The sequence below is a fragment of the Plantactinospora sp. B24E8 genome (assembly GCF_039871735.1).
Classification (GTDB): Bacteria; Actinomycetota; Actinomycetes; order Mycobacteriales; family Micromonosporaceae; genus Plantactinospora.
This window is the reverse complement of the sequence record NZ_JBDPMH010000006.1, coordinates 31,713-55,319: the sequence shown is the minus strand read 5'-3', so window position 1 is coordinate 55,319 and position 23,607 is coordinate 31,713. Positions and strand designations below refer to the sequence as shown.

Below are 23,607 nucleotides of genomic sequence, written 5' to 3'. Positions count from 1 at the left end.
TCAGGTCCACTGTGGTAACCGCGCGGAACGGTGGACCGCGCCCCGACCCCCGCCGGCGCGGGGCGGACCGGGCCGTCAGCCGGCGACAGGGCGGCCGGCCGGGGCTCAGCCCTGGGCGAGGGTCGGGCCGCCGAGTGCGTTGACCCCCTTGCCGGCCAGACACCGGAAGGTCCGGTCGGTCCCCCCGGCCGGCGACGGCAGCACCTCGAACCGCCACCCGTCGACCTCGATCAAAGTGGTGGTCAGCCGGAACACGTACGGGCTGCAGATCTCCTGCACGTCCGGATGCTGCTTCACCGTGGCGTGGTCGGCCGGGTCGAGGCCCGCCGGCAGTTCACCCAACGCGTACGTCTCCCAGGTGTGCCGGCCCTCGCAGGACTGTGTCCGGACCTCCGCCCGCCCCCGCTGCACCCGCACCGGTCCGAAGCACTCCGGCTCTGCCGGACAGCTGACTCCGGAGGGGAGCGGGGCGAGGCAGCCGCGCAACGCGCCGATCTTGGCACTGCGAGACGGGCCGGGGTTGACCGGAGTGGCACTGCTGCTGCGCCCGCCCCCGTTCGGCGACGGACCGGACCCGGTTCGGTGGGCGACGTACCAGGAACCGCCGGCGATGGTGGCGACCAGGATCAGGGCGCCCAGGCTGCCCAGGAACCAGTACAGGTGTCGGCGACGGCCGGAGTGCGGAACCGTCGGATGCGGGTCGGTCCGGGGCCCGACCGTCCAGGGAGGCGGCGGGGTGTAGGCGCTGGACAGGTAGACCTTCGGCGGGGCGCCGCCCGAGGTGGGTGCCGCCGGGGCCGGCGCGCCGGAGGTGGGGGTGTGGGCGGGACGCGGGCCCGGTACGCCCGCCGGACCGGCCACGGCCACCCCGCCCGGCCCGGTTGCCCCGGCGGCGGGCGCACCGTTCGACGTCGCTCCGGTCAGCCCGGCGGCCGGCGGACCGACACCGCCGGGCACCGTCCCAGCCGGCATCGTCCCAGCCGGCATCGTCCCGGCGGGGACACCGGAGACCGGGGTGCCGGGCACCGGGCCCGGGGAGACCGGCACGGCCGCGACCACGCCGGAGATCGGGGGTACCCCGGTCTCCGGGAAGTCGAGGGAGACCGTCGCGAGCAGGTCCCGCAGCTGGGCCGCGCTGGGCCGGTCGGCCGGGTCGTTCGCCATCCCGTAGCGGAGCAGGTCCAACAGCCGGCTCGGCACACCCGGCAGCTCCGGGATCGGCTCGGCGAAGAGTTCCATCAGGGTGAGCAGACCGGGGTTGCGGTCGGCCTGCCAGCGCGGCGGTTTGCCGTACATCACCGCGTAGAGGGTGGCGCAGAGCGCGTACACGTCGACGGCCGGCGAGGGCGGGCTGTGCCGGAACATCTCCGGTGGCGCGTACGCCGGGGTGAGCACCTCCAGGGTGATCGCGGAGTCCCGGACCTCGGCCAGGACGGCCAGCCCGAAGTCGGCCAGGGTCGCGTCGTTGAACCGGGAGTAGAGGATGTTGGCGGGCTTGACGTCCCGGTGCAGCACCCCGAACTGGTGGGCGTCGGCGAGCGCGTCGGCGATCTTCACTCCGACGTCACGGGCTTCGGCCGCGCTCAGCGGGGAGGTACGCATCCGGTCCGCGAACGACCCGTCGCAGAGTTCCATGATCAGATAGGGGTGCCGGTCCTGGGTGACCCCGACATCGAAGAGGTCGACCACGTGCGGGTGGGACGACATCCGGGCCGCTGCCCGCGCCTCCCGGAGAAATCGTCGCTGGTCGCGCTCGTCGTCCAGAGTACGGTTCTCGATCTTGACCGCTACCTCCCGCCCGACGGACTGTTGGGTGGCCCGGAACACGGTGGCGTAACCACCTCGGGCAATCACCTGCAAGTCGGTCAGACCCGGCACAACAGGCAGGGGCAGCGCGCCTCGTGGAGTGTCGGTCACAGAGTCGAAAATACCGAAGACATGAGACGATTCAGCCCCCTGAAGCGGTGGCTGTTACCGGCTGGTTGCCATTCCGAGTCCGGTCGAGCCACAGCCCGACCCCGGTGGCGACCGCCCCGAGCCCCTCCCAGACCGCCACCCCGAGGAACCGCAACGGCGCCGTCCCGGTCACCACCAGCACAGTGAAGACGGTGAACGTCACCAGCCGGAAGACCACCGTGAACCGGAAGAAGGGCCGCCAGTCCATGGTCGCGGCGAGCAGGTAGTAGACGCCCATGTTGAACGACGCCATCGACGAGGCGGTGACGAACGTCCGGGTGTAGTCACCGGTCGCCCGCTCGGCGGAACCGAGCACCTCGAAACCGAGCAGTCCGAGCAGCACCTCGGGGCGGATCAGACCGACGGCACCGAGCAGCACCGCCAACCCGCCGAAGACGGCGATCGTCCATGCCGCGACCGAGCGGGGCAGCCTCATCGTGCGGATCCTCCGGTGCAGCAGCACCCGCCCCCGGTGGACGGAAGTGGATCTAGGCTAGCGCCTGACCCGGCTGCGCGGTATCCCGCAGATCGAACGATCCGGTCCCGTGCGCGGTCGCCACCTCGTCGCGTACGCCCCCAGCACGACGGGGATCGCCGCCACCGGTCCGCTGCCGGACGACCCGTACCGGGTTCCGCTCGCCGACCGCCCCCGACACCGTCGCCCCGTCCGGGCCGGAGACCGATCCGGTGTCCGCACCGGACACCGCCCCGACCACATCGGACAACGCCGTCCTGGCGTCGGCCGCACCGACCAGGCGGGCCCGCAGCGCCGTCACCCGGCTCCGCTCACTGGCCTGCTCCGTCGCGTACGCCAACCGGACCGCCTCCTCGGCGGCGGTCACCGCCGCCCCCGGCTCACCGGCCGCGGCCAGCGCCTCGGCCAGCACCTCGGTCGCGACAACCTGACTGCGGATGTCCTCCCCCGACGCGTCGACCGCCCGCCGGGCCCAGTCCAGTGCCGCCTCGGTCCGCCCGTCGGCGAGCAGCGCGGCCGCGTACCGGGCCAGGATCTGGCGGCGGGAGAAGAGCACCGACGGCAGCGCGTCCGAGACCACGATCGGTTCGAGCAGGCGTACCGCCGCCGCGGCGTCGCCCTCGGCCAACCGACTCTCGGCGAGCAGCACCTGGGGCCCGAGCTGGATCAGCGCCATCGGGGTGTGCGGCTCGACGGCCGCCAACACCGCCTCGGCGTCCCGGCCGGCCGCGGCCGGGTCACCCCGGTCCAGCGCGACAACTCCACGCAACGTACCGGCCAGACCGGTGAGCAGCGGATGGGAGGTACGTCGGGCGTACGCGAGCGCGTCGGTCAACAGGTCGGCGGCGTGTTCCGGCTCGCCCAGCCCCCGGGCCACCGCCCCCCGGACGACCAGCGCGAAACCCCGCCCCCAGTCGTCGGAGGCGGCGGCGAAGTCCCGGTACGCCCGCCGCGCCTCCCGGTCGGCCTCGGCCAGTTCACCCAGCTCGGCGGCGGCGAACGCCTCCACGGCCCGCAACGTGCCGACCGCCCAGGCGTCGCCGACCCGTTCGCCGAGCGGCAGGAAGACCCGGGCCAGTCGGCGGGCCTCGGCGAGCCGGCCGGCGAGCAGCCGGGCGAAGGCGGTGGTGCCGCGCAGCCACGCCTCGCCGACCGGGTCGTCGATCTCGGCGAAGAGCTGCGCCGCCCGGTCCAGCACCGCGTCGGTGCCGGCGAAGTCGCCCCGGGTGGTGGTCACCCAGGCCAGGTTCTGCAACGACCACGCCTGCCCACGCGGATCGTCGGCGTCCAGGTTCACCTGGTACGCCCCGGCGAACCGACTGCTGGCCTGGCCGAGTCGACCGGCGACGAAGTCCGCCATGCCGAGCCGGCGCATCGCCGAGGCCCGGGGGCCGGGCAGGTCCGCCTCGGTGGCCACCCGCAGCGCCTCCTGCCAGATCTGCACCGCACGCGTCCGGTCGCCCTGGGCCCGGTACGCCTGTCCGAGCACCAGCAGCGCCCCGGCCCGTACGGCCGCGTCGTCCCCGGCGTTCGCGCAGATCTTCTCGGCCAGGGTGAGCGCGTCGGCGATCCGGCCCACCTGGAGCAGTGCCCGGGCGTGGACCAGGCGGGCACCGCCGGGCACGGCGGCACCGGCGAGCCGGTCGGCCCGCTCGGCGTACTCGACGGCCTGCAGCGGCTCGCCCACGGCGAGGGACCGCCGGGCGGACCGGTTGAGCGCGGCCATACCGAGCGGGGCCACCTTCCGGGCCGTCGCGTCGGTCGGCAGGTTGATCACGTCGGCGAGCGCGGTGGCCCGCTCGGTATGCTCGGCGATGAACGCGTCCCGGGCCGCCTCCGGCAGCACCGCCGGGGTGACGCCGCCCCGGCCGGGAAGCCCGTCGGCACCGGTCGGCGCGGCCCACTCGACGAGTGCGGCGTGCCGGTCGGCGAGGTCCGCCTTGCCGATCCCGGCGTACGCCGCCTCCCGCATCAGCGGGGTCGCGAAGAGGTAACCGTCGCGGTTGCGGTGCAGCATGCGACGTTGGAGCAGTTCCTCGACGGCCCGTTCGAGTTCCACCGCGACGACGGCCGACGGCCGGCCCTCCCGGCCGGCCCGCCGCTCGCGCAGCGCCTCGAGCGCGCCGGCCGGGACGGTGTCGCCGATGACGGCCGCGTCCCGCAGCGCCGCTCGCGCGTCCGGCGGCAGGGCGTCGATCCGGGCCGCCAGCACGGCGGCGAGGTCCCGGGAGAGCAGTCGGCTGCCGAGCGAGCCGGGCACCAGCCGCCAGACGGTGCCGGGTGCCGGGCCGACGGCCGGCCCCGGTTCCGCGCCCGGCGGTCGGGTGGTCGGGGCGGTCTGGCGGACCGCCCGGCCGGCCGGCGGCGCCTCGGTCGGGGCGACGGCGGAACCGGAAGCGGTACCGAGGGCGGCAGCGGAGGCGCGGGCGCCGACGGAACCGACCCGGGCGGGCTCCAGCACCGTGGTGAGCGCGCCGCGTTCCATCAGCAGCGTGACCAGTTCGGCGAGGTAGAACGGGTTTCCCTGGGCGGTGGCGAGCAGCCGGTCCACGTCGTTCTGCGGCAGCCGCCCGCCACCGAGGTACGTGGTGAGCAGCCGGGCCGCGTCGGCACCCCGCAGCGGCGGCAGCGCGTGCACCTCCGCGTCCGCGACGCGGGTCAGCGCACCGGCCGCCCGGACCAGTTCGGGACGGCCGAGCAGCAGTACGAGCACCGGACCGGTCAGCCGGGACAGGGTCACGCCGAGCGCGTCGACGGTCTCCGGGGTGGCGTTGTGCAGGTCGTCGACGATGACCGCCAGTGGGGTCTCCGCGGCGAGCGCGCTGAGCAGTTCGGCGACGGCGCCCGGGATCGCGTCGGCGGCGGCCACGGCCTCGCCCGCCGACCACTCCGCCGGGCCGGCCGGCACGGTGCCGGTCGCCGACGGCAGTTCGGCGTAGCCGAGCAGGGCGAGCAGCAGGTCGACGGCGACCGGCGGCGGGTCGGGCCGGTGCCGGGCCAACCGCTGGCCGAGCCGGCGCAGCCGCTCCTCGACAACCGAACGGGTCAACGCGGTCGCCGGCCCGTCGGGCAGGCCGACCGCGGCCCGGACCAGGTCGGCCAGCGGACCCAGCCGACGTCGTTCGCCGAACGCCGCGCACTTCACCGAGAGGACCCGGGCGCCGGTGTGGGTGGCGTACCGGCCGGCGCCGACGTCGTATCCGGTGGCGAGTCGTTCGACCTCGGCGGCGAACCGGGACTTGCCGATCCCCGCCTCGGCGGTCATCAGCAGCACCCGGGGTTCCCCCTGGTCGATGACCTCGGCGAGTCGGCCGGCGACCCGACCGATCTCGGTCTCCCGACCGACGAACGGCGCCTCGTCGCCGAGCCCGGAGCGGGTGCCGGGGGCGTCCAGCAGACCGAGCAGCTCGTACGCCTCGACCGGCTCGCGTTTGCCCTTGAGTCGCAGCGGCCGGAGCTGCCGCCAGGAGGCGACCCGTCGGGTCGCGGCGGCGGTCCGGGCCCCGGCGTAGACGGCGCCGATCGCGGCGGCGTCGGCGAGCCGGGCGGCGGTGTTGACGGTGTCGCCGATGACGGTGTACTCGATGGCGGCCTGGATCCCGGCGACCACGTCGCCGGTGTTGAGCCCGACCCGCAGACCGAGCGGGGCTCCGCCACCGCGCTCGTCGTCGAGCACCCGGCGGACCGCACGCTGCATGGAGAGGGCGGCCCGGACGGCGCGCTCGGCGTCGTCCTCGTGGGCGACCGGGGCGCCGAAGACCGCCATGATCCCGTCGCCGGTCAGCTTGTCGACGTGGCCGCCGAAGGTCTTCACCGCGCCGGCGAGGGCGGCCAGGACCCGGTCGGTGACGGTGCTGACCCGCTCGGGGTCGAGATCCTCCGACCAGGAGGTAAAGTCGGACAAATCGCCGAAGAGGACCGTAACGACGCGTCGTTCCGCTTGCGGCAGGGTCGCGGCGGCCGGCAGCGCGACTCCGCAGTTGTGGCAGAACCGCGCGCCGGGCACGGCGACGGTTCCACACACCGGGCAGGTCACGCTGGGTCCAACCCACCCGCCCCGGGGCGGGATTCCCGATTCACCTGATCGGCTTGCCGGTTCGGCCGATCAGACCGGTGATCCGCACGGTCGAGGTAGGCGAGCTGGGCCTGGACGGACCACTCCGCCGCCGGCCAGAGCGCCCGGTCCACGTCCGCGTAGACCGTGGCCACCACCTCGGCGGCGGTCCCCGCCCCGGCCGCGACCGCCTGCCGGACCTGGTCGAGTCGGGCCTGCCGGTGGGCCAGGTAGAACCGCGCCGCCGCCGCGCAGTCGGCCAGCGCCGGGCCGTGTCCCGGCAGCGCCGGAACCTCCTCGTACGCGGTCAACGCGGTCAGGCTGCCGAGATAGTCGCCGAGGTCGCCGTCCGGATGGGCGACCACGGTGGTCCCCCGGCCGAGGATCGTGTCCCCGGTGCAGACCACCCGCTCGTCGGCCGACTCGACCAGGAAACAGAGCGAGTCGGCGGTGTGCCCCGGCGTGACCAGGGCCCGTACCGACAGGCCGGCGATCTCCACCACCCCGCCGACCATCGCCGCGGCTGACCCGGCCGGCCCCTCCGCCAGCCCCGGCGCCCCGGCGCCCGCCCGCGCCCCGTCGAAGGTCAACCGCGCGGCACCGGTCAGCGTCAGGAACCGCTCCAGCCCCTCGCCGTGGTCGGGGTGCCCGTGGGTGAGCAGCACACCGAGCACCGGGCCACGCGCCGCCACCGCCGCCAGATGGCCCTCGTCCAACGGCCCCGGGTCGACGACCACCACCCCGCCCGCACCGGGGAGGCCCAGCACCCAGGTGTTGGTGCCGTCCAGGGTCATCGGCCCCGGATTGGGTGCCCTGACCAGGGCCGCCCAGCCCGGTAGCTGGGCGGCCAACGCCGCCGCCGGTGCGGTCACATGCCCGGTCACGGTTGTAAGGGTACGACCGGCAGCTGACAGCGCCATGTCGTACGCCTGACCGACGGTCAGGCGACCTCGACGATGACCTCGATCTCGACCGGTGCGCCCAGCGGCAGTTCGGCCACCCCGACCGCGCTCCGGGCGTGCCGGCCCGCCTCGCCGAAAACCGTGCCGAAGAGTTCGGAGGCGCCGTTCACCACGCTCGGCTGGCCGGTGAAGCCCTCCGCCGAGGCGACGAACCCGGTCACCTTGACGATCTTCACCACGCTCTCCAGGCCGACCAGAGCGTCGATCGCGGCCAGCGCGTTGAGCGCGCAGCGGGCGGCGAGGTCCTTCGCCTGCTCGGCGGAGACCCCGGCGCCCACCTTGCCGGTGGCCAGCAGCTTCCCCTCGGCCAGCGGCAACTGGCCGGAGACGTACACGTGGCGGCCGGACTGCACCGCCGGTACGTAGTCGGCCAGCGGTGGTACGACCTCGGGCAGGACCAGACCGAGCTCGGCGAGCTTGCCGTGCGGTCCGGTGGTCACGACTTGACCCGCTTGAGGTACGCGACCAGCTGCTCCGGGTTCGGTCCGGGCACCACGGCCACCAGCTCCCAGCCGTCCTCACCCCAGTTGTCGAGGATCTGCTTGGTCGCGTGCACCAGCAGCGGCACCGTGGCGTACTCCCACTTCTGCATAACTAGAGGTCTCCCTCGGTCTCGGGCTTTTCGGCGACAGCCTACGGGCTGGTCCGACGGCCGACGTACGGCTACCGGCAGGCCCGCCGCCAGGCGTACGTCGGCGTCGGGCCTCGCGGCCGGGCGCTACCCTCGCCGCATCGGCCCCACTATGCTCTTCCGCCACACTGAACGCAGCATGCCAGCCCGTCACATGGCCCGCCGGGGCCGACCGTGCGCACCGGCGTAGCCAGGTCCGTCGTCGATTGGGGACGTCATGACGCAACCGCCCACGGGTGACGAGACGGCGACCGCCACGAACCCGGACACGCCCGAGCCGTCGTCCGGTCAGACGCCCGCCGCGCCGGAACCCCGCAGCGCGACGACGTCACCGGTCGACCCCGGGCCGCTCCCGGACCCGGACCCGGCCCCGCAACCCCGGCCCACGGCGGGCGGCCACGACCCCACCGCGCCCGTCCCCGGGCCGGCGACACCGGTGGGTTTCCCGGTCGCCCCCGGACACCCTGTACCGCCCGGTCAGTTCGGCGTGGGCTACCCGCCGCCGCCCGGTCAGCCCCCGTTCGGAGCGGTACCGACCCCGCTGAAGAAGCGACGCACCCTGCTCATCGTGTCGATCGTCCTGGCCGCGACCCTGCTGCTCTGCGTCGGCGGCGGGGTCTCCGCCTTCCTGGTGATCCGCAACGTGGAGAACGGTGAGGGCGCCGCGGATCCGGTGGCCGCGGTGGACGGCTTCCTGGAGGCCGTCTACGCCGACCAGAACGCCGAGAAGGCGGCCAGCCTGGTCTGCGCCGAGGCCCGGGACAGCGGGCAGATCGAGGCGAAGATCGAGGAGGTGGCGGGCTACGCGCGGACGTACGACAGTCCGCGGTTCCGGTGGGTCGAGCCCAGGCTCGACGAACGCAACGCCGAACGCGCTCTCGTCTCCACCACCCTGACCATGGTGACCGGCGACGAGCGGGCGGTGGAACAGCAGCTCAGGTTCATCGTGGTCGAGAAGACCGGCTGGTGGGTCTGCGACGTCAACTGATCACCGCCGCCCGGCGGGCGCGGCCTCGCCGACGGGATCGGTGCCCGGCCGGGTCAACTACCCTCGAAGGGTGCGAGGGAGCGAAGATTTGGTCGACCCGGTCGGCGCCGACCAGGGCGGCGCCGGGTGGCCCGCCCGGCTGCACGTGATCACCGGCAAGGGTGGGACCGGCAAGACGACCGTCGCCGCCGCCCTCGCCCTCGCCCTGGCCCGGGGTGGCCGCCGTACGCTGCTGGTCGAGGTGGAGAGCCGGCAGGGCATCGCCCAGCTGTTCGGGACCGATCCGCTGCCGTACGAGGAGCGGACGATCGCCACCGCCCGGGGCGGGGGTGAGGTCCGGGCGCTGGCCGTCGACCCCGAGGAGGCTCTCCTCGAATACCTGGACATGTTCTACAAGCTCGGCGCCGCCGGTCGGGCCCTGCGAAAGCTCGGCGCGATCGATTTCGCCACCACGATCGCGCCCGGCCTGCGTGACGTCCTGCTCACCGGCAAGGTCAAGGAGGCCACCACCCGGACGGTCAACCAGCGCCGGGTGTACGACGCGGTGGTGCTGGACGCCCCGCCCACCGGCCGGATCGGCCGGTTCCTGAACGTCACCGCGGAGACCGCCCGGTTGGCCAAGGTCGGCCCGATCAAGACCCAGAGCGAGGGGGTCGCGGCGCTGCTCCGGTCGCCGATGACCGCCGTACACGTGGTGACGCTGTTGGAGGAGATGCCGGTCCAGGAGACGATCGACGCGATCGCCGACCTCGACAAGCTGGGCATTCCGGTCGGGCGGCTGATCCTGAACGCGACCCGTCCGGCGCTGCTCGCCGGCAAGGTCACCCAGGCGGAGCTGCGGCGTGGCCTGGCCGCCGCGGGTCTGCCGGCCGACCGGGCGGCCGTCGCCGGGTTGCACGCCGAGGCCCGCGACCAGGCCGTCCGCCGTGATCTTGAGGAGTCGCTCCGGGCCGACCTGGTCGAGCTGGGCCGCCCCCTGGTACGCCTGCCGCTGCTGGCCGAGGGAGTCGACCGGGCCGGGCTGGAGGTCATCGGGGACAGTCTGCTGACCGGCTCCTCCTGAGCGGGGTCAGGAAGAGCACTTCCGCACCATCGGCTACCGCCTGGGCGATAACCGGGGGGCCTTTCCCTACACCCAACGGGTGGGAGGTAGCCGACTGACTCACACCTGAGCGCCAGCAGGCCGTCCGGGCCGCGCGGTCCCGATACGCTCGTTTCGTGCGTTCCGATCACCCGGCGGCGGAGTCGGCGACCTCAAGCGCCGCTGACCTGGACATCGACCGGATCCTCGCCGACCCCGGCGTACGGATCGTGGTCTGCTGCGGCGCGGGCGGGGTCGGCAAGACCACCACGGCGGCGGCGCTGGCGCTGCGGGCGGCGGAACGGCACGGTCGACGCACGGTGGTGCTGACCATCGACCCGGCCCGACGGTTGGCCCAGTCGCTGGGGCTGACCGAACTGGACAACACGCCGCGCCAGGTCAAGGGGATCGACGCCGAGGCCAGCGGCGGCGAACTGCACGCCATGATGCTGGACATGAAGCGGACCTTCGACGACGTGGTGCTCGCGCACACCGATCCGGCGAAGGCGGCGGAGATCTTCGCCAACCCCTTCTACCAGGCGATGAGTTCCACCTTCGCCGGTACGCAGGAGTACATGGCGATGGAGAAGCTGGGGCAGCTGCACGCCCGGGACGAGTGGGACCTGATCGTGGTCGACACCCCGCCGTCCCGGTCCGCGCTGGACTTCCTGGACGCGCCGGCCCGGCTCTCCCGGTTTCTGGACGGTCGGATGCTGCGGCTGCTGCTCGCCCCGGCGCGCAGCGGTGGCCGGAGCATGTTCAGCCTGGTCACCGCCTCGTTCGGGATGTTCTCCCGGGTGGTGCAGAAGGTGCTCGGCGCGCAGTTGCTCACTGACCTGTCCGGTTTCGTCGCGGCGCTCGACTCGATGTTCGGCGGTTTCCGGCAGCGGGCGGAGCAGACGTACCGGGTGCTGCAGGCTCGGGAGACGGCGTTCCTACTGGTCGCGGTCCCGGAGCCGGACGCGATCCGGGAGGCGGCCTATTTCGCCGGCCGGCTGGGTGAGGAGCGGATGCCGCTGGTCGGCCTGGTGTTGAACCGGGTGCACCAGACCGCGCCGGGGACGCCGGCCGCGGCGGAGAGTCTGGCCGCCGCCGACCACCTCGCCGACCTGGGCGGCCACGAGGCGACGGTGGAGACGCTGCGGGCGCACGCGGCCCTGGCCCAGCAGGCGGCCCGGGAGCGCCGGGTGGCCCGGGTCTTCACCGACGCGTTTCCGGCGGTGCCGACGGCGGCGGTCACGGCACAGCCCGCCGACGTCCACGACGTCGACGGGCTACGCACGATCGGTGCCGCGATCAGCCACCGCTGAGCCGCGACCGGCCCCTCGCGAGCCACGATCAGCCCCTCGCCGGCTGGTACGGCGGCGGCGCCGTCAGCCGGCGTTGACGAGGACCTTGTCCTTGTTCTTCATCGCCGCCTCGAACATTTTCCGCCAGCTGGCCACGTTGGGGTGGCGACGCAGCAGTGCCCGGCGTTCCCGCTCGGTCATGCCACCCCACACCCCGAACTCGATGCGGTTGTCGAGCGCGTCGGCCAGGCACTCGTACCGCACCGGGCAGCTGCGGCAGATCCGTTTCGCCACGTTCTGTTCGGCACCCTGTACGAACAGCGCGTCCGGGTCACCGTTCTGACAAGCCGCCAATGTGGGCCAGTCTGTGATCATGCCCATCTGTTTCTGTCCCCCCTTGCTGTCCCGCTACCGACCAGAGCCGGTCAGCCGGCGATAACCCCCCGGCCACCCGTGCCGCCCTCCCCCCGGGCACCACGGACGACGTGCGATTCTCTCGCTCGACCATCATGCTCTGTAGTCAACTGATTACGCAACGTTGTCAGCCAAATCCATCAACCCGGACGGTCCGTGATGCTCTGTCCGGCAATCCGGCCCTGACTACCCGGCGACGATCCTGGAAAACGCTGCGAAGACTCGTCTGATGGAGGAGACTTGGCAGCGGAAGCCCGCAACCGCACACCAGGGGTCGTGCGTTTAGCACAACGAGGTCGGCGCCCGCAGGAAATGGGGAAAGTACGCCGGAGGCGACCTCGGTGCAGATTCACGTACCCTGTCGAGGTGACCTGGATGCGGAAGCGTGACCACAATGTCTTCACCAACGCCGCGTCGCTGCTGATCTGCGGACTACTGGCCGGCGTGGTGGTCGCCGCAGCCGCCTTCCCCGCGGTGGCGATGTCCGGCCTGGCGGCGAAGGCAGGCGCGGAGACGTTCGACAAGCTCCCCACCGAGCTGACCGTCAAGAAGGCGCCCCAGATCAGCTACCTGTACGCGTCGGACGGCAAGACGCCGCTGGCCACCATGTACGACGAGAACCGCCGCGACGTGCCGCTCAAGGACGTCAACCCCTTCGTGGGCAAGGCGTTGATCGCCGCCGAGGACAAGCGGTTCTACGAGCACAACGGCGTCGACATGAGCGGCGTCGCCCGGGCGTTCGTGGCCAACCAGAACGCCGGCGTCACCCAGCAGGGCGCCTCGACGTTGACGATGCAGTACGTCCGGCTCAGCATCGCCTACTCCGCCACCCACCCGCAGGACGTGGTGGCGGCGACCGAGGACACCAGCGCCCGGAAGCTGCGCGAGATGCGGTACGCCCTGCAGCTCGACGCGGACCTCAGCAAGGACCAGATCCTGGAGGGCTACCTGAACATCGCCCCGTTCGGCAACGGGGCGTACGGCATCTTCGCCGCCAGCCAGGTCTACTTCGGAAAGCACCCGAAGGACCTGAAGCTCGAAGAGGCGGCGATGCTGGCCGGCATGGTCAAGGCGCCCTCGGACAACGACCCGACCACCAAGAGCGGCTACCCGGAGGCACTGAACCGGCGCAACTGGGTCATCGGCGAGATGGTCAAGACCGGCGCCATCACCCCGGAGGAGGCCGCCAAGGCCATCGCCACCAAACTGGTGGTCAAGGACAAGCGGACCCCGAACGGCTGCGTCGCGACCAACAAGAACGACTGGGGCTTCTTCTGCGACTACTTCTACCGCTGGTGGATGCAGCAGCCGACCTTCGGCACCACCCAGTACGACCGGGAGCGGCGGCTGAAGAGCGGCGGCTACAGCATCGTCACCACCCTTGACGCGAAGGTACAGAACGCGGCCAAGAAGGCCGTCGAGCGCAACGTCAAGACCGGCAAGAAGGAAGCCATGATGGTGGCGGCCGTCGAGCCGGGCACCGGGCGGGTACGGGCGCTGGCGGTGAACCGCAACTACAAGCTCGACGACCCGGACAAGCCGAAGAACAAGATCTCCACCAACCCGGCGAAGGCGCGGAAGGGAATCCGGGGCACCTACCCGAACACCACCAACCCGCTGCTCACCGGCGGTGGGGACATCACCGGCTACCAGGCCGGCTCGACGTTCAAGATCTTCACGATCGTGGCGGCGCTGGAGGCGGGCTACCCGCTGGCGTACTCGATCGACTCGCCGGTGCAGTACAAGTCGAACTACCCGGTGGAGTTCAACTCCCCTGCTGCCTGCCGGGGCACCAGCCGGTACTGCCCGACGAACGCCAGTGCGAGCATGGCCGGCCGGCACAACATGTGGGGCGCGTTCGGCAGGTCGGTGAACACCTACTTCGTACCGCTGCAGGAGCGGGTCGGTGCGGACAAGGTGGTCGACGCGGCGGAGCGGATGGGTATCCGGTTCCGGGCCAGCAACGACGCCGACTTCGCCAGCAACAAGCAGTACGCCAAGCAGTGGGGCGCGTTCACCCTCGGCGTCTCCCAGACGACTCCGCTGGACCTGGCGAACGCGTACGCCACGCTCGCCGCGGACGGCAAGTACTGCGAGCCGATCCCGGTGCAGCAGATCCGCGACCAGGAGGGCAACAAGCTCGACGTCGCCAACCCGCGCTGCCAGCAGAACCTCAAGACCGAGGTGGCCCGGGCCGCCGTCGACGCCGCCCGCTGCCCGGTCGGCGACCAGGCCCAGAGCGGTCGGTGCACCGGCGCCACGGCGCCGAACGTCCGGGGCGCGGTCGGCAAGCCGGTCGCCGGCAAGACCGGTACCACCGACAGCGAGAAGAGCGCCGCCATGGTGGTGATGACCAAGCAGCTCTCGGTCGCCGGCATCCTGACCGACCCGGACTGGCCCGAGACCACCCAGAACATGGGCCACAACGAGCCGGGCGGTGTGAACCACGCCGTCTACCAGACGCTGCGGGACGCCATGAAGGACAAGAAGGCGATCCAGTTCACTCCGCCGAGCGGCAAGATCGTCAACGGTGACCAGCGGGTGATCCCGACCGTGACCTGCCAGTCCATCGACACCGCCCGGTCCCGGCTGCGCGGCGCCGGCTTCGAGGTCGAGGTCTCCGGCAACCGGGTCGACTCCCGCTGCCCGGCCGGAACCGCGGCCGGCACCAGCCCGGACGGCCGCACCATCAAGGGCGGTGCGGTGACGATCCTGGTCAGCAACGGCCAGGGCGGCGGTGACGGCCCCGGAGGCGACGGCCCCGGTGGTCCGGGCGGTCCCGGCGGTCCGGGCGGTACGCGACCGCCGGGCCGCTGACCCGCCGACTCACCCTCCGGTACGACAGAAGGGCGGGCACTCCCAGCCGGGGGTGCCCGCCCTCGTCGTCTGGCGGAACGGGTACGACTATCCGGCGCCGAGCTGTCGACGTACCTCGGCGGCGACCCGGCCCCCCTCGGCCCGGCCGGCCACCGCGGCCTGGGCCGCCTTCATCGCCGGGCCCATCTGCCGCTGCTCGGTGAAGCCGCCGGCGGTCAGCGCCCCGGCGACCAGCTCGGCCAACTCCTCGTCGGAGAGCTGCTTCGGCAGGTAGCGGTCCAGCACCTCACCCTCGGCCCGCTCCCGCTCCGCCTGCTCGGCCCGGCCGGCGTCGGCGAAGGCGGCGGCCGCCTCCCGGCGCTTCTTCGACTCCTTGGTCAGCACCGTCCGCACCTCCTCGTCGGAGAGCTCCCGCTTCGCCTTACCGGCGACCTCGGCGTTGCCGATCGCCGCCAGCGCCATTCGCAGGGTGGAGGTGGTCAGCTCGTCACGGGCCTTCAGCGCGGTACGCATGTCGGTGGTCAGGAGGTCCTTCAAGGTGCTCATGGAGGGTCAAACTACCCTGAGCACCATGCGAAAGCGCACAGTATTACGGTTGGCCGCCGGAGCCGTCGTCGCGGGCGGGGCCACGCTGGCGTACGCCTCGCTCATCGAGCGCAACCTCTTCACCCTGCGCCGGTACGACGTACCCGTACTCGGCACCGACGCCGAACCGCTGCGCATCCTGCACCTGTCGGACCTGCACATGATGCCGGACCAGCGCCGCAAACAGGCCTGGGTGGCCGCGCTCGCCGGCACCGACCCGGACCTGGTGGTGGTGACCGGGGACAACCTGGCCCACCCGGAGGCGGTCCCCGGGGCGCTGCGGGCGCTGCAGCCGCTGCTCGACTTCCCGGGGGCCTTCGTCTTCGGCTCCAACGACTACCGGGGCCCGGTCTGGAAAAATCCGTTCAGCTACCTGCTGCCCGACCGGGAGTACGTCCAGGGCGTCGACCTGCCCTTCGAGGACCTGCGGGAGGTGCTGGTCGGGTCCGGCTGGGCCGACCTGAACAACGCCCGTACGTCGATCAAGGCGGGCGGCCGGACCATCGAGCTGGTCGGCGTCGACGACCCACACATCGAGCGGGACGACTACGCTGCCGTCGCCGGACCGGTGGACGCCGCCGCCGACCTGGCGATCGGGATCAGCCACTCGCCGGAGCCGAGGGTGCTGGACAAGATGGCGGCCGACGGCTTCACGCTGCTGCTCGCCGGGCACACCCACGGCGGTCAGGTCCGGGTGCCGCTCGTCGGCGCCCTGACGACCAACTGCGACCTGCCCCGGTCGATGGCCCGGGGCCTGCACCGCTGGCCGGAGTCGGACTCCTGGCTGCACGTCTCGGCCGGGCTCGGCACCCACCCGACCGCCCCGGTCCGGTTCGCCTGCCGGCCCGAGGCGTCGCTGCTGACCCTGATCCCCCGCTGATCTCCCGCTATACAACCGGCCCTGATCGGCCCGGCCCGGCGAGCCGTGTGCGCCCCGTCTCGCCGGGCCGGATACCGAATTTGCCCCACGGGGCGGGTGGGCTACTATGGCTCAGCACGGTTTCGGGGTGTGGCGCAGCTTGGTAGCGCGCTTCGTTCGGGACGAAGAGGTCGTCGGTTCGAATCCGGCCACCCCGACCAGGCAAGAAGGGCACATCCATTCACGGGTGTGCCCTTCTTCTGTGTCTGAATGACCATCCTAGTGACTGAACCTCGCGGCCGACCCGTGCCGACCGAGACGGCGAAGACGATCCGACACGTGCTGCCGGTCGGCGCCGGCGTCTCCGGTCCGGTCCGGCACCTGCCGTGCCGGCGCATGGCGAGTTGACGTTTCGGAGCGGCAGCGCGAGGGCGCGGGGTGTCGTCCGGCAGCCGTCAAGATCGAGCGTTCCCGGGTCGGTACCCCTCTTGTCGATCGCGCCCTTGGCCACCCCGCCGAGTTCCGGGGCTGAGCCGGCCCTTCACCCCGTATCGGACCGCGATCATCAGTCCGGTCGGTCGTGCTGGATAGGGTCACCACGTGTCACCAACGCTCCCGCGCCTGATCACTGAGGAAGCGGCTTTCTCCGTCGCCGGAGCCGGGCTCCGGCGCTACGAGATGGGCCCGGCGACGATCGGGGCGGGGGCGGACGCGACCGTGGTCATCGTCGCCCGTGGGGACAACCCGGGGGTCAGCGGCGTCCAGGACTCCACCAAGGTGCTCCTGTACGGGGACAGGATTCCGGACCTTCACTCACGGTTCTGCTTCCAGTCTCCCCTGCCCATCCACGTCTTCGCCCGTCTGGACCAGGGCTGCCTTCCCCTGGGCACCGCCCGCTGCCGACGAACTTCGGCGTACCCTGCCGATTTCCACCACGCCGAACTGGAGCTCTACGAGCCGCTGACCCGCGACATGCTGGATGCGGTTCGACCGGTCCCGCCGCCCGGGGCGGTGCCCGGAGTGGAGTGGGTCGACCACGTGGAAACAGATCCGAGCCAGGCCCTGGAGTCGTTCGTGCTCGGCTGGTTTTCCGCCGAGGAGTACGAGCCGGCCGAGAGCGAGAGCGCGGCGGGCGAGTTGGACCACCTGCCGGAGGCGTTGGCTGCCTTCCACCGCCTGGCCCGTCTCCGCCCGGCCATCCACAGATTCGTCGATCCGGTCCTGACGGAGCCCAGGCTCGCTTCCGGACCACTCGGCGACCGGCTGGTCTTCGCCGCGTGGAACGGAGGCGGGATGGACTGGTCCATCCGGTGGCCGCCGGAGGAGCCGGGTGACGCGGGTCCCCGCGTGTGGCTCACCGAAGACCCCTACGCCGCGGAACCGGAGACGATTCTCGAAGCGGAGCCACTCAGCCGTTTCCTCCTGCAGTTCACCCTCAACGAAGCCATGAATGCCGCCCCCTACAGAGCATCGACGTACTGCATGCCGGTTGCGCGCCTTGACGGGCTGTGGGACATGCTGCGTCCCGTACCCCTGGATCCGTTCCTGCCGACCTACACGGCCGAGCGGTTCTTCGTGGCCCCGGGCTTGCTCACGTCGGTCAGCAGCGACGCGAACGAAGCCGTTGTCTTCTTCGGCGCGCTCCACCGCGGGACCCTGTCACCGTTGCTCGAACACGGATTCCGCTGGTCTCGCTTTGACGGGTGAGGCATCAGGTGGGCAGCCCTGCTTTGCTCCGGGTGACTACGCTTCCGGCTCCAGGGCGGAGATGCGGTCCCGCTGACCGGCGGATCGACACGACTGCCCAGACCCGGTCGGAGAGGCATGGTGATGTGGCGGGCCTGGCTCGGGTTTCCGTTCGGAGTGCTCCTGATCATGGTCGGAGCGACGCTCGCGCACGATTACCGTGGCATCGCGACAAAGCACGTCGAACTGTCTGAGCGGGTTGTCCGCCCGCTCAGCCCGTTCCGTCGGTCGGATGAGCAACGCGCCCGGCTACGCGCCTTCTCCGTCATGTTCGACAGGCTCTTCGGAGTGTTCATGATGGGGCTGGGCCTGGTGTCGCTGGTCGTCAGCGGGTACCTGTTGTTCAACGCACCCACCTGACCCGGCGGGGCCGCCGCGCCGGCGGTACGGTCCATCGCCATGACCTACGACCTGTTCTTCGCCGCTCGCCGCGCCGAACAGCCCCAGGGTGAACCGTTGGACACGGCGGGAGAGGTCAACAGCGACGACCCTCCGGGTCGGGAGGTGTGGCTCCGGCTGGTCGCCGCCGACACCTTGCCGCTTCGCTCCCGACACGAGGCGGCTGCTTTCACACAACCGACTGTTGACCGGCTTGCCGCACACTCCTCGGATCTTGTCCCATCGCTGCGGACGGCCCCGGTCGTGCCTTGCGGCGTTGAGTGAGGTGCGGATGTCGGGGCCCGACAGCGCTTCGGAGTCGAGGACCCGCCAGGGTTGGTGGCCGTTGATCGGTGGCATCGGCCTGGCCACGCTCGGTCATGCACTGGCTGTTGTCGCCCTGAGGATCCCCGCCGAGAGGTACGGTGCCAGCAGTCCCGATGAGGACCTGGACGCCGGTGGCCGGTTCGCCGTCGTCGCTTCCGTACTGATCACGTACTACGTCACGCACGTACTGCTGTTGATATCCGGCCTCATCCTCATTCTGTCCCTGCGCGGCAGGCAACGCTTCAAACGAGGACTGATTGTCGGCTGGGCCGGCGGGTGGGCTCTGATCCTCGGCACGGTTATCGTCGCGGCCGTTCTCGCCGAGCCGTAAGGTCCTCTGCCGGTCGTCGGGGCGAGTGCCGGGACCAGTACGGGCCGGTCACCCCCTGCGGGACGGAGCCGGCGGCCGGGCGCGGGTCGGTCAACCGGCCGCCCGCTGCCGGGCTTCCGGCCAGGGTGCCAGGTCGTCGACATCCTCGCCTTCCTCGAGCTTGACCCACCAGCCGGTGTCGTTCACGTAGTGCGCGAACCACTCCACCAGGCTGGGCGAGTCGATGAACCATGCGGCATCGGGATCTCCCGGGTTCGGTTCGAACAGCAGGACCGTGCCCTGGTCGCTTCGGCAGTCGACGCAGGCGTACATGCCGCAGCCCCAGGTCAGGATCGGGAGGACCCCCTCCGGCCAGGCCCACTCGGTGCCGGCGTGTTCGGACCGCATCTGGAGGTAGGTGTCGACCACCTGCTCGTCGGTGGGTCCGTCGGTCAGGCTCATCAGCTGGTAGTCGGGGCCGAATCCGCCGTTCGCAAAGTCACGGTAAACCGCCCGCAGCAGGGGGTGCAGCCGTACGCCCAGTCGCTGTTCGGCCCGGTCGATCTCGCGCTCGGAAAGCGGAGCGGGAAGGCCACCGTCGAGCAGCGCCTCGGGCCCGTCGCGGTGAACCCGGGCAGCGACATCCGCCAGGACGGCGGCGAGATCCGACATGCGGCGAGCCTGCCAGGCGGGTATGTCAATCTTCGAGCCCCAGCGCGAGCCCGGGCCCGGCCCGACGGAGCATCGAGCCGGGCGCGTCGAGCGAGCTATGCCACGAAGCGGGAACGGCGTCGGCGTCCGAACAGGTAGCCCGCACCGCCGAGGAGCAGAAGCGCACCGCCAATGGCGGCCACGGTCGCGGTCCCCGCACCGGTCACGGGCAGCCCACCGCCCTCGCCGCCCTCGCCGCCGGGGGCGCCCGGGCTGGCGGAGGAAGCAGGGGTCGGCGTGGCGCTGGGCGTGCCACTGGGCGTGGCGCTCGGAGTCGGCGTGGGCTGAGACGCGCAGTCGAGCGCACGTGCGTCGTACAGGCCGTTGTTCAGGTAAGCCAGGTATGCATCGATGGTTCCGTCGTCGAGCACCTTCTGGGCGGCCGCCTTCACGTTGGCACCAGCGCCCGTCAGCGTCCGGACCACCGAAATCCGCAGATCAACCGACCAGGCGTTCTGCATGCCCGACTTGAGGAATGCGCGAAGCTCATCCGGGGCGCCGTTGAGTCGCTCCTGTATCGCGCCAGGCAAGACGCTCAACGAGTCGGCCATCGCCGCAGCCAGAATCTGCGCGGTCAACACCCGCACCTCTTGCTCGGTGGCGGTATCCAGGTCGATGGTGACAAGCTCCCGAAGGTCCTTGTACACCTTGCGTTCAACCGTCTGGCAGGCCTCGTTCAACCCGGGCGTTCCAGCCTGGGCCAGCGCCGGTGCTGCCGGAATCAAAAAGGCCAGCGCTATCAGGACGCCGGCCGCGGTCTTCCATCGCATGTGGAGCTTCCTCCCCGTTGTGCATCAAAACATGGAGATATTACCGTCAGTGGATGAAAAGCAAGGAGGGAACGACGCCCACAATTCTTGAACCGTGTGGCCGTATCCGTGCAGCCATTCGTACAGCCATGCCGGCAACCCGAGCCGATGGCGAGTGGACACGAGCCGACGGGACGAGCCGGGCCGCGACGCGAGCCGGCCAGGGACCGGTCGCCGCGGCTCCCGGCGGACCGACGCCCCCACCGGCGCAGTCCACCGGCCGCTCCGTCCGTGTCACCATCGGATCATGCCGCGCCCGGTCCCGGCACCGGCCTGTCGGCCGTACCCGGAGGTCAGCCGGCGGATCCGACCGGTTCGGTGGCCAGGACGAGGTGGCTCGCGGTGAACGGGCTGCCGTCCCGCAGCGGCATGGTCCGGCCGTCGGGCCGGAAGCCGTACCGCTCGTAGAGTCGGCGGGCGGCCGGGTTGGCGTCGGCGACCCAGAGGTGCACCCGGAGGTCCCGCGCCGCGCCCCAGCCGACCACGTGGTCGAGGACCTGCCGGCCCACCCCACGCCCCCGCCAGGTCGGCTCGGTCCACATCGCCACCACCATCAGCTGGCCGGGTTCGTCGCGCCAGCCCGCACCCAGCCCGACCGGCCGGTCGTCCGCGTACGCGATCACGTCCGGGCCGCTGGTGACGTCGAGCCGGGACCGCCAGTCCGCCTCGCCGAAGGCCACCTCCCGCTGGTAGGTCGAGCCGAACGCGTCCGGGGCGTCCCGCAGCGAGCGCAGCCGCAGGTCGCGCCAGGCCGACCAGTCGTCCGGCGCCACCTCTTCGATCCGTACGTCGCCCACGCCGGTTTCCTCCCTGACCGCCGCAGGGCGTCCGATGCGGCTCAGGACGCCGGGACGGCCTCGTTGTTGAGCTGGGCGGTGACGATCTCGACCAGCCGGTTGCGTGCCTCCAACAGCTGACGGGCCAGTTCGTCGAGGGCGCGGGCGTCGACGAGCTGCCGGATGTGGGTCTTGTCGTCGAGCAGTTCCCAGCGCTGCGACTCCTCGGGCGCCTCGCTGACCCACATCGCGGAGACCACCGCGTGCCGCTTCGCCAGCAGCTTGGCCGCGATCTCGATGATCGGCAGGTACGCCTGCCGGTACTGCGGGGCGGCGAACTCGACGGCGCTGCGGGCCGCGCGGACCGGCTCGCCGGGCCGGGCCAGCACCTCGAACGCGTTGCCGCCGGCCTGGTCGGCCCCGATCCAGGCGAGAATGAGTTCCAGGTCGCCGGCCGCGATCGTGACCCGGCCGACCGCGGACACCACCTCGTCGGGCAGCCTCGTCATTTTCGGCTCTCCGTCGTCTCCGGCACTTCGTGACCACGATCGCCAGGACGGGATCATGATCATCAAGGTCCCGACCGATCCTAGTCCGGTACCCGCCGACGATCCCGCCGTTCCGCCCGGCGTGTTGTGATCCCACCCCGGATCAGCCGCCCGGACCCGTCACCGCCGTCCCGAACCTGCCGACAACCCCGAACCTCGTCCCGAACCTGCCGACGGCCCCGAACCTCACGGTACGAGACGAGGCTCACAGCCGACGAGCTCCCAGGAAAGAGCCCTTCCGCTGTCAAAAGCGCTGATAGGGGGCCCTTCCTCAGTCGGGTGCACAGCGGCTTTCCAGCACCCTGAGTAATCTTGGACGGGCGCTGCCCCTTGCCCACCCTGCTTTCCGCCCACCCACTCCTCGGCCCGGCACCCTCGGACCCTCTTCCCCGGATCGGAACGGTGTCCCCCCTCGATCACGCGCGTGTCGTCCGCGACGTCACCGCCCGGCTCTCCACGGCGTCCACCGCCGTCGAGTGCTGCCAGGCGACGGTGACGGCGCTGGTCCGGTACGCCCCGGCCCGGATCGCCGTCCTGCTCTGGGTCCACGACCGGCTCCGGTGTGTTGCCGCCACCGGATCCTGGCAGGTCTTCGCCTCGGTGCCGGCCGGCGCCGGCACGGTCGGTCGGGTCTACGCCTCCGGCAAAACCGAGGTGGTACCCGAGGGCGGGCTCGACCTCGATTACGCGGCGCTGCGCCCCGACGTGGTGGCCGAACTCTGTGTTCCGATCCTCGACCCGGTGGGCCGGCCGATCGGCGTACTGGACCTGGAATGGACCCACCACGTCGACCTGGACGGCTGGCAGGAGACGGTGGAACGGATCGCCGCCCGGCTCGGCACCCGGATCGACGCGCTCGGCGGCCCGCCCGCCGAGACCCGGAGCGAGAAACTGCTCCGGCACGCCTCGGCGCTGACCGCCGCCGTCACCGAGCCGGAGCTGATGACCGCCGCGGTGCGGGCCGCCCGGGACGTCTCCGGGCTCACCTCGGCGGTCTTCGTCCTGGACGGGCCGACCGGTCCGCGGGTGGCTACCCCGAGCGTCGTACCGGACGGGCTCGAGTCGCGGGTGCACGCCGCCCTGGTCGGCGCCGGCCGTCCGGTGCTGGAGCGGCTCCGGACGCTCGCCCACCGGCACGGAGCCTCGTACACGTTGGGCGAGGACGGCCACCCGACCACCCCCGACCAGGAGCTGCTGATCGCCGCCGGGGTACGGACGATGATCTCCGTACCGCTGGGGCCCACCGAACTCTGCGGGGTGCTGCTGGTCGGCGACACCCGGACGGTGCACCCCGACCCGACCACGGTCAACCTGATCGAGCTGCTCGGCGCCCAGGCGTGGATCTGCCTGGAGCGGCTGCGCGGGCTGGCCCAACTGCGGGAACGGGCCAGTTCCGACCCGTTGACCGGGCTGCGGCACCAGGGCTCGTTCGGGGAACGGATCGCCGACCTGCGGCCGGAGGGGCGTACCGCGCTGCTCGCCATCGACGTGGACGACTTCAAGTCGATCAACGACACGTACGGCCACCAGGCCGGCGACCAGGCTCTGGTCGAACTGGCCCGGGCGCTGCAGGGCGCACTGCGACACGGTGACGAGCTGTACCGGACCGGCGGTGACGAGTTCGTCGCGGTGGTCGACGTGCTCCGTGCCGAGGAGGCGGCCGGCATCGCCCAGCGGCTGGTGGAGGCGGCCCGTCGGACCGGCCGGACGATCAGCGTCGGAGTCGCGGTACGCCGGGACGACGAATCCCCGGACCGGACGCTGCGCCGGGCCGACGAGGCGCTCTACGGCGTGAAGCGGCAGGGCCGCGACGGCGTCGGCCTCGCCGCCGGCTGACCGCCCTCGGGCCCGGGCAGGACGGCACGACCCGGCGGCGAGCCGGGGCCGGGGC

21 protein-coding genes, 1 tRNA gene and 1 pseudogene are annotated in these 23,607 nt (G+C 72.0%); 11 read left to right on the top strand and 12 right to left on the bottom strand.

What is annotated here, in order from left to right:
- Positions 1–105 precede the first annotated feature (105 nt).
- The 6 genes and pseudogenes from ABGB21_RS11955 to ABGB21_RS11930 form a co-directional block, all read right to left on the bottom strand.
- Positions 106–1,878 carry a protein kinase gene (locus ABGB21_RS11955; protein ID WP_347677916.1) on the bottom strand — a complete coding sequence of 591 codons (1,773 nt, stop codon included), beginning with the start codon at positions 1,876–1,878 and terminating at the stop codon, positions 106–108.
- Between the two features lie 70 nt (positions 1,879–1,948).
- Positions 1,949–2,392, bottom strand: a complete 444-nt coding sequence (locus ABGB21_RS11950; RefSeq protein ID WP_347651451.1) for a hypothetical protein — start codon at positions 2,390–2,392, stop codon at positions 1,949–1,951.
- A 775-nt stretch (positions 2,393–3,167) separates the two neighbouring features.
- Positions 3,168–6,467 (bottom strand): annotated as a pseudogene (locus ABGB21_RS11945) (adenylate/guanylate cyclase domain-containing protein); the annotation flags it as partial.
- On the bottom strand, positions 6,464–7,369 hold the full coding sequence (locus ABGB21_RS11940; protein ID WP_347651450.1) for an MBL fold metallo-hydrolase: 906 nt from the start codon (positions 7,367–7,369) through the stop codon (positions 6,464–6,466). The gene ABGB21_RS11940 and the pseudogene ABGB21_RS11945, both read right to left, overlap by 4 nt.
- 56 nt (positions 7,370–7,425) lie before the next feature.
- Entirely contained in the window at positions 7,426–7,887 is a 462-nt protein-coding gene (locus ABGB21_RS11935) for a RidA family protein (protein WP_347651449.1), read from the bottom strand.
- Positions 7,884–8,039, bottom strand: a complete 156-nt coding sequence (locus ABGB21_RS11930; RefSeq protein WP_347651448.1) for a hypothetical protein — start codon at positions 8,037–8,039, stop codon at positions 7,884–7,886. Before ABGB21_RS11930 ends, ABGB21_RS11935 begins: the two co-directional genes overlap by 4 nt.
- A 256-nt stretch (positions 8,040–8,295) precedes the next feature.
- On the opposite strand from ABGB21_RS11930, the gene ABGB21_RS11925 reads away from it, so the two are divergent.
- The 3 genes from ABGB21_RS11925 (at position 8,296) to ABGB21_RS11915 (ending at position 11,457) form a co-directional block, all read left to right on the top strand.
- Positions 8,296–9,066: a hypothetical protein gene (locus ABGB21_RS11925; RefSeq protein ID WP_347677734.1), complete on the top strand. Its 771-nt coding sequence runs from the start codon at positions 8,296–8,298 to the stop codon at positions 9,064–9,066.
- Positions 9,067–9,154: 88 nt separating this feature from the next.
- Positions 9,155–10,129, top strand: a complete 975-nt coding sequence (locus ABGB21_RS11920) for an ArsA-related P-loop ATPase (protein WP_347651676.1) — start codon at positions 9,155–9,157, stop codon at positions 10,127–10,129.
- Positions 10,130–10,284: 155 nt separating this feature from the next.
- Entirely contained in the window at positions 10,285–11,457 is a 1,173-nt protein-coding gene (locus ABGB21_RS11915; RefSeq protein WP_347677732.1) for an ArsA-related P-loop ATPase, read from the top strand.
- Positions 11,458–11,520: 63 nt separating this feature from the next.
- Here ABGB21_RS11915 and ABGB21_RS11910 read toward each other — a convergent pair whose 3' ends face one another.
- Positions 11,521–11,817 (bottom strand): WhiB family transcriptional regulator, encoded by a 297-nt coding sequence (locus ABGB21_RS11910; RefSeq protein ID WP_347651445.1) that lies wholly within the window; start codon positions 11,815–11,817, stop codon positions 11,521–11,523.
- A gap of 408 nt (positions 11,818–12,225) precedes the next feature.
- On the opposite strand from ABGB21_RS11910, the gene ABGB21_RS11905 reads away from it, so the two are divergent.
- Complete coding sequence (locus ABGB21_RS11905; protein WP_347651444.1) at positions 12,226–14,667, top strand: transglycosylase domain-containing protein; 2,442 nt, start codon at positions 12,226–12,228, stop codon at positions 14,665–14,667.
- Positions 14,668–14,754: 87 nt separating this feature from the next.
- On the opposite strand, the gene ABGB21_RS11900 is transcribed toward ABGB21_RS11905, so the two are convergent.
- Positions 14,755–15,213 carry a GatB/YqeY domain-containing protein gene (locus tag ABGB21_RS11900; protein ID WP_347651443.1) on the bottom strand — a complete coding sequence of 153 codons (459 nt, stop codon included), beginning with the start codon at positions 15,211–15,213 and terminating at the stop codon, positions 14,755–14,757.
- A gap of 25 nt (positions 15,214–15,238) precedes the next feature.
- Between ABGB21_RS11900 and ABGB21_RS11895 the strand changes: the two genes are divergently transcribed.
- The 6 genes from ABGB21_RS11895 (at position 15,239) to ABGB21_RS11870 (ending at position 18,893) form a co-directional block, all read left to right on the top strand.
- Complete coding sequence (locus ABGB21_RS11895) at positions 15,239–16,132, top strand: metallophosphoesterase (protein WP_347651442.1); 894 nt, start codon at positions 15,239–15,241, stop codon at positions 16,130–16,132.
- A gap of 123 nt (positions 16,133–16,255) precedes the next feature.
- Positions 16,256–16,332: transfer RNA gene (locus ABGB21_RS11890), tRNA-Pro, on the top strand.
- A gap of 379 nt (positions 16,333–16,711) precedes the next feature.
- Positions 16,712–17,818: a hypothetical protein gene (locus ABGB21_RS11885; RefSeq protein ID WP_347651441.1), complete on the top strand. Its 1,107-nt coding sequence runs from the start codon at positions 16,712–16,714 to the stop codon at positions 17,816–17,818.
- A gap of 117 nt (positions 17,819–17,935) precedes the next feature.
- On the top strand, positions 17,936–18,217 hold the full coding sequence (locus ABGB21_RS11880) for a hypothetical protein (protein ID WP_347651440.1): 282 nt from the start codon (positions 17,936–17,938) through the stop codon (positions 18,215–18,217).
- 39 nt (positions 18,218–18,256) lie between these two features.
- Entirely contained in the window at positions 18,257–18,520 is a 264-nt protein-coding gene (locus ABGB21_RS11875) for a hypothetical protein (RefSeq protein WP_347651439.1), read from the top strand.
- Positions 18,521–18,581: 61 nt separating this feature from the next.
- Positions 18,582–18,893, top strand: a complete 312-nt coding sequence (locus ABGB21_RS11870) for a hypothetical protein (protein WP_347651438.1) — start codon at positions 18,582–18,584, stop codon at positions 18,891–18,893.
- 90 nt (positions 18,894–18,983) lie between these two features.
- Here the strand turns inward: ABGB21_RS11870 and ABGB21_RS11865 are convergent, their stop codons facing one another.
- The 4 genes from ABGB21_RS11865 to ABGB21_RS11850 form a co-directional block, all read right to left on the bottom strand.
- On the bottom strand, positions 18,984–19,544 hold the full coding sequence (locus ABGB21_RS11865) for an SMI1/KNR4 family protein (RefSeq protein ID WP_347677730.1): 561 nt from the start codon (positions 19,542–19,544) through the stop codon (positions 18,984–18,986).
- A gap of 95 nt (positions 19,545–19,639) precedes the next feature.
- Positions 19,640–20,353: an LPXTG cell wall anchor domain-containing protein gene (locus ABGB21_RS11860; RefSeq protein WP_347651436.1), complete on the bottom strand. Its 714-nt coding sequence runs from the start codon at positions 20,351–20,353 to the stop codon at positions 19,640–19,642.
- Between the two features lie 332 nt (positions 20,354–20,685).
- Entirely contained in the window at positions 20,686–21,189 is a 504-nt protein-coding gene (locus tag ABGB21_RS11855) for a GNAT family N-acetyltransferase (protein ID WP_347651435.1), read from the bottom strand.
- Positions 21,190–21,230: 41 nt separating this feature from the next.
- Positions 21,231–21,677: a hypothetical protein gene (locus tag ABGB21_RS11850; RefSeq protein WP_347651434.1), complete on the bottom strand. Its 447-nt coding sequence runs from the start codon at positions 21,675–21,677 to the stop codon at positions 21,231–21,233.
- 441 nt (positions 21,678–22,118) lie between these two features.
- Here ABGB21_RS11850 and ABGB21_RS11845 point away from each other — a divergent pair, with 441 nt between their 5' ends.
- Complete coding sequence (locus ABGB21_RS11845) at positions 22,119–23,552, top strand: diguanylate cyclase (RefSeq protein ID WP_347651433.1); 1,434 nt, start codon at positions 22,119–22,121, stop codon at positions 23,550–23,552.
- Positions 23,553–23,607: the final 55 nt, after the last annotated feature.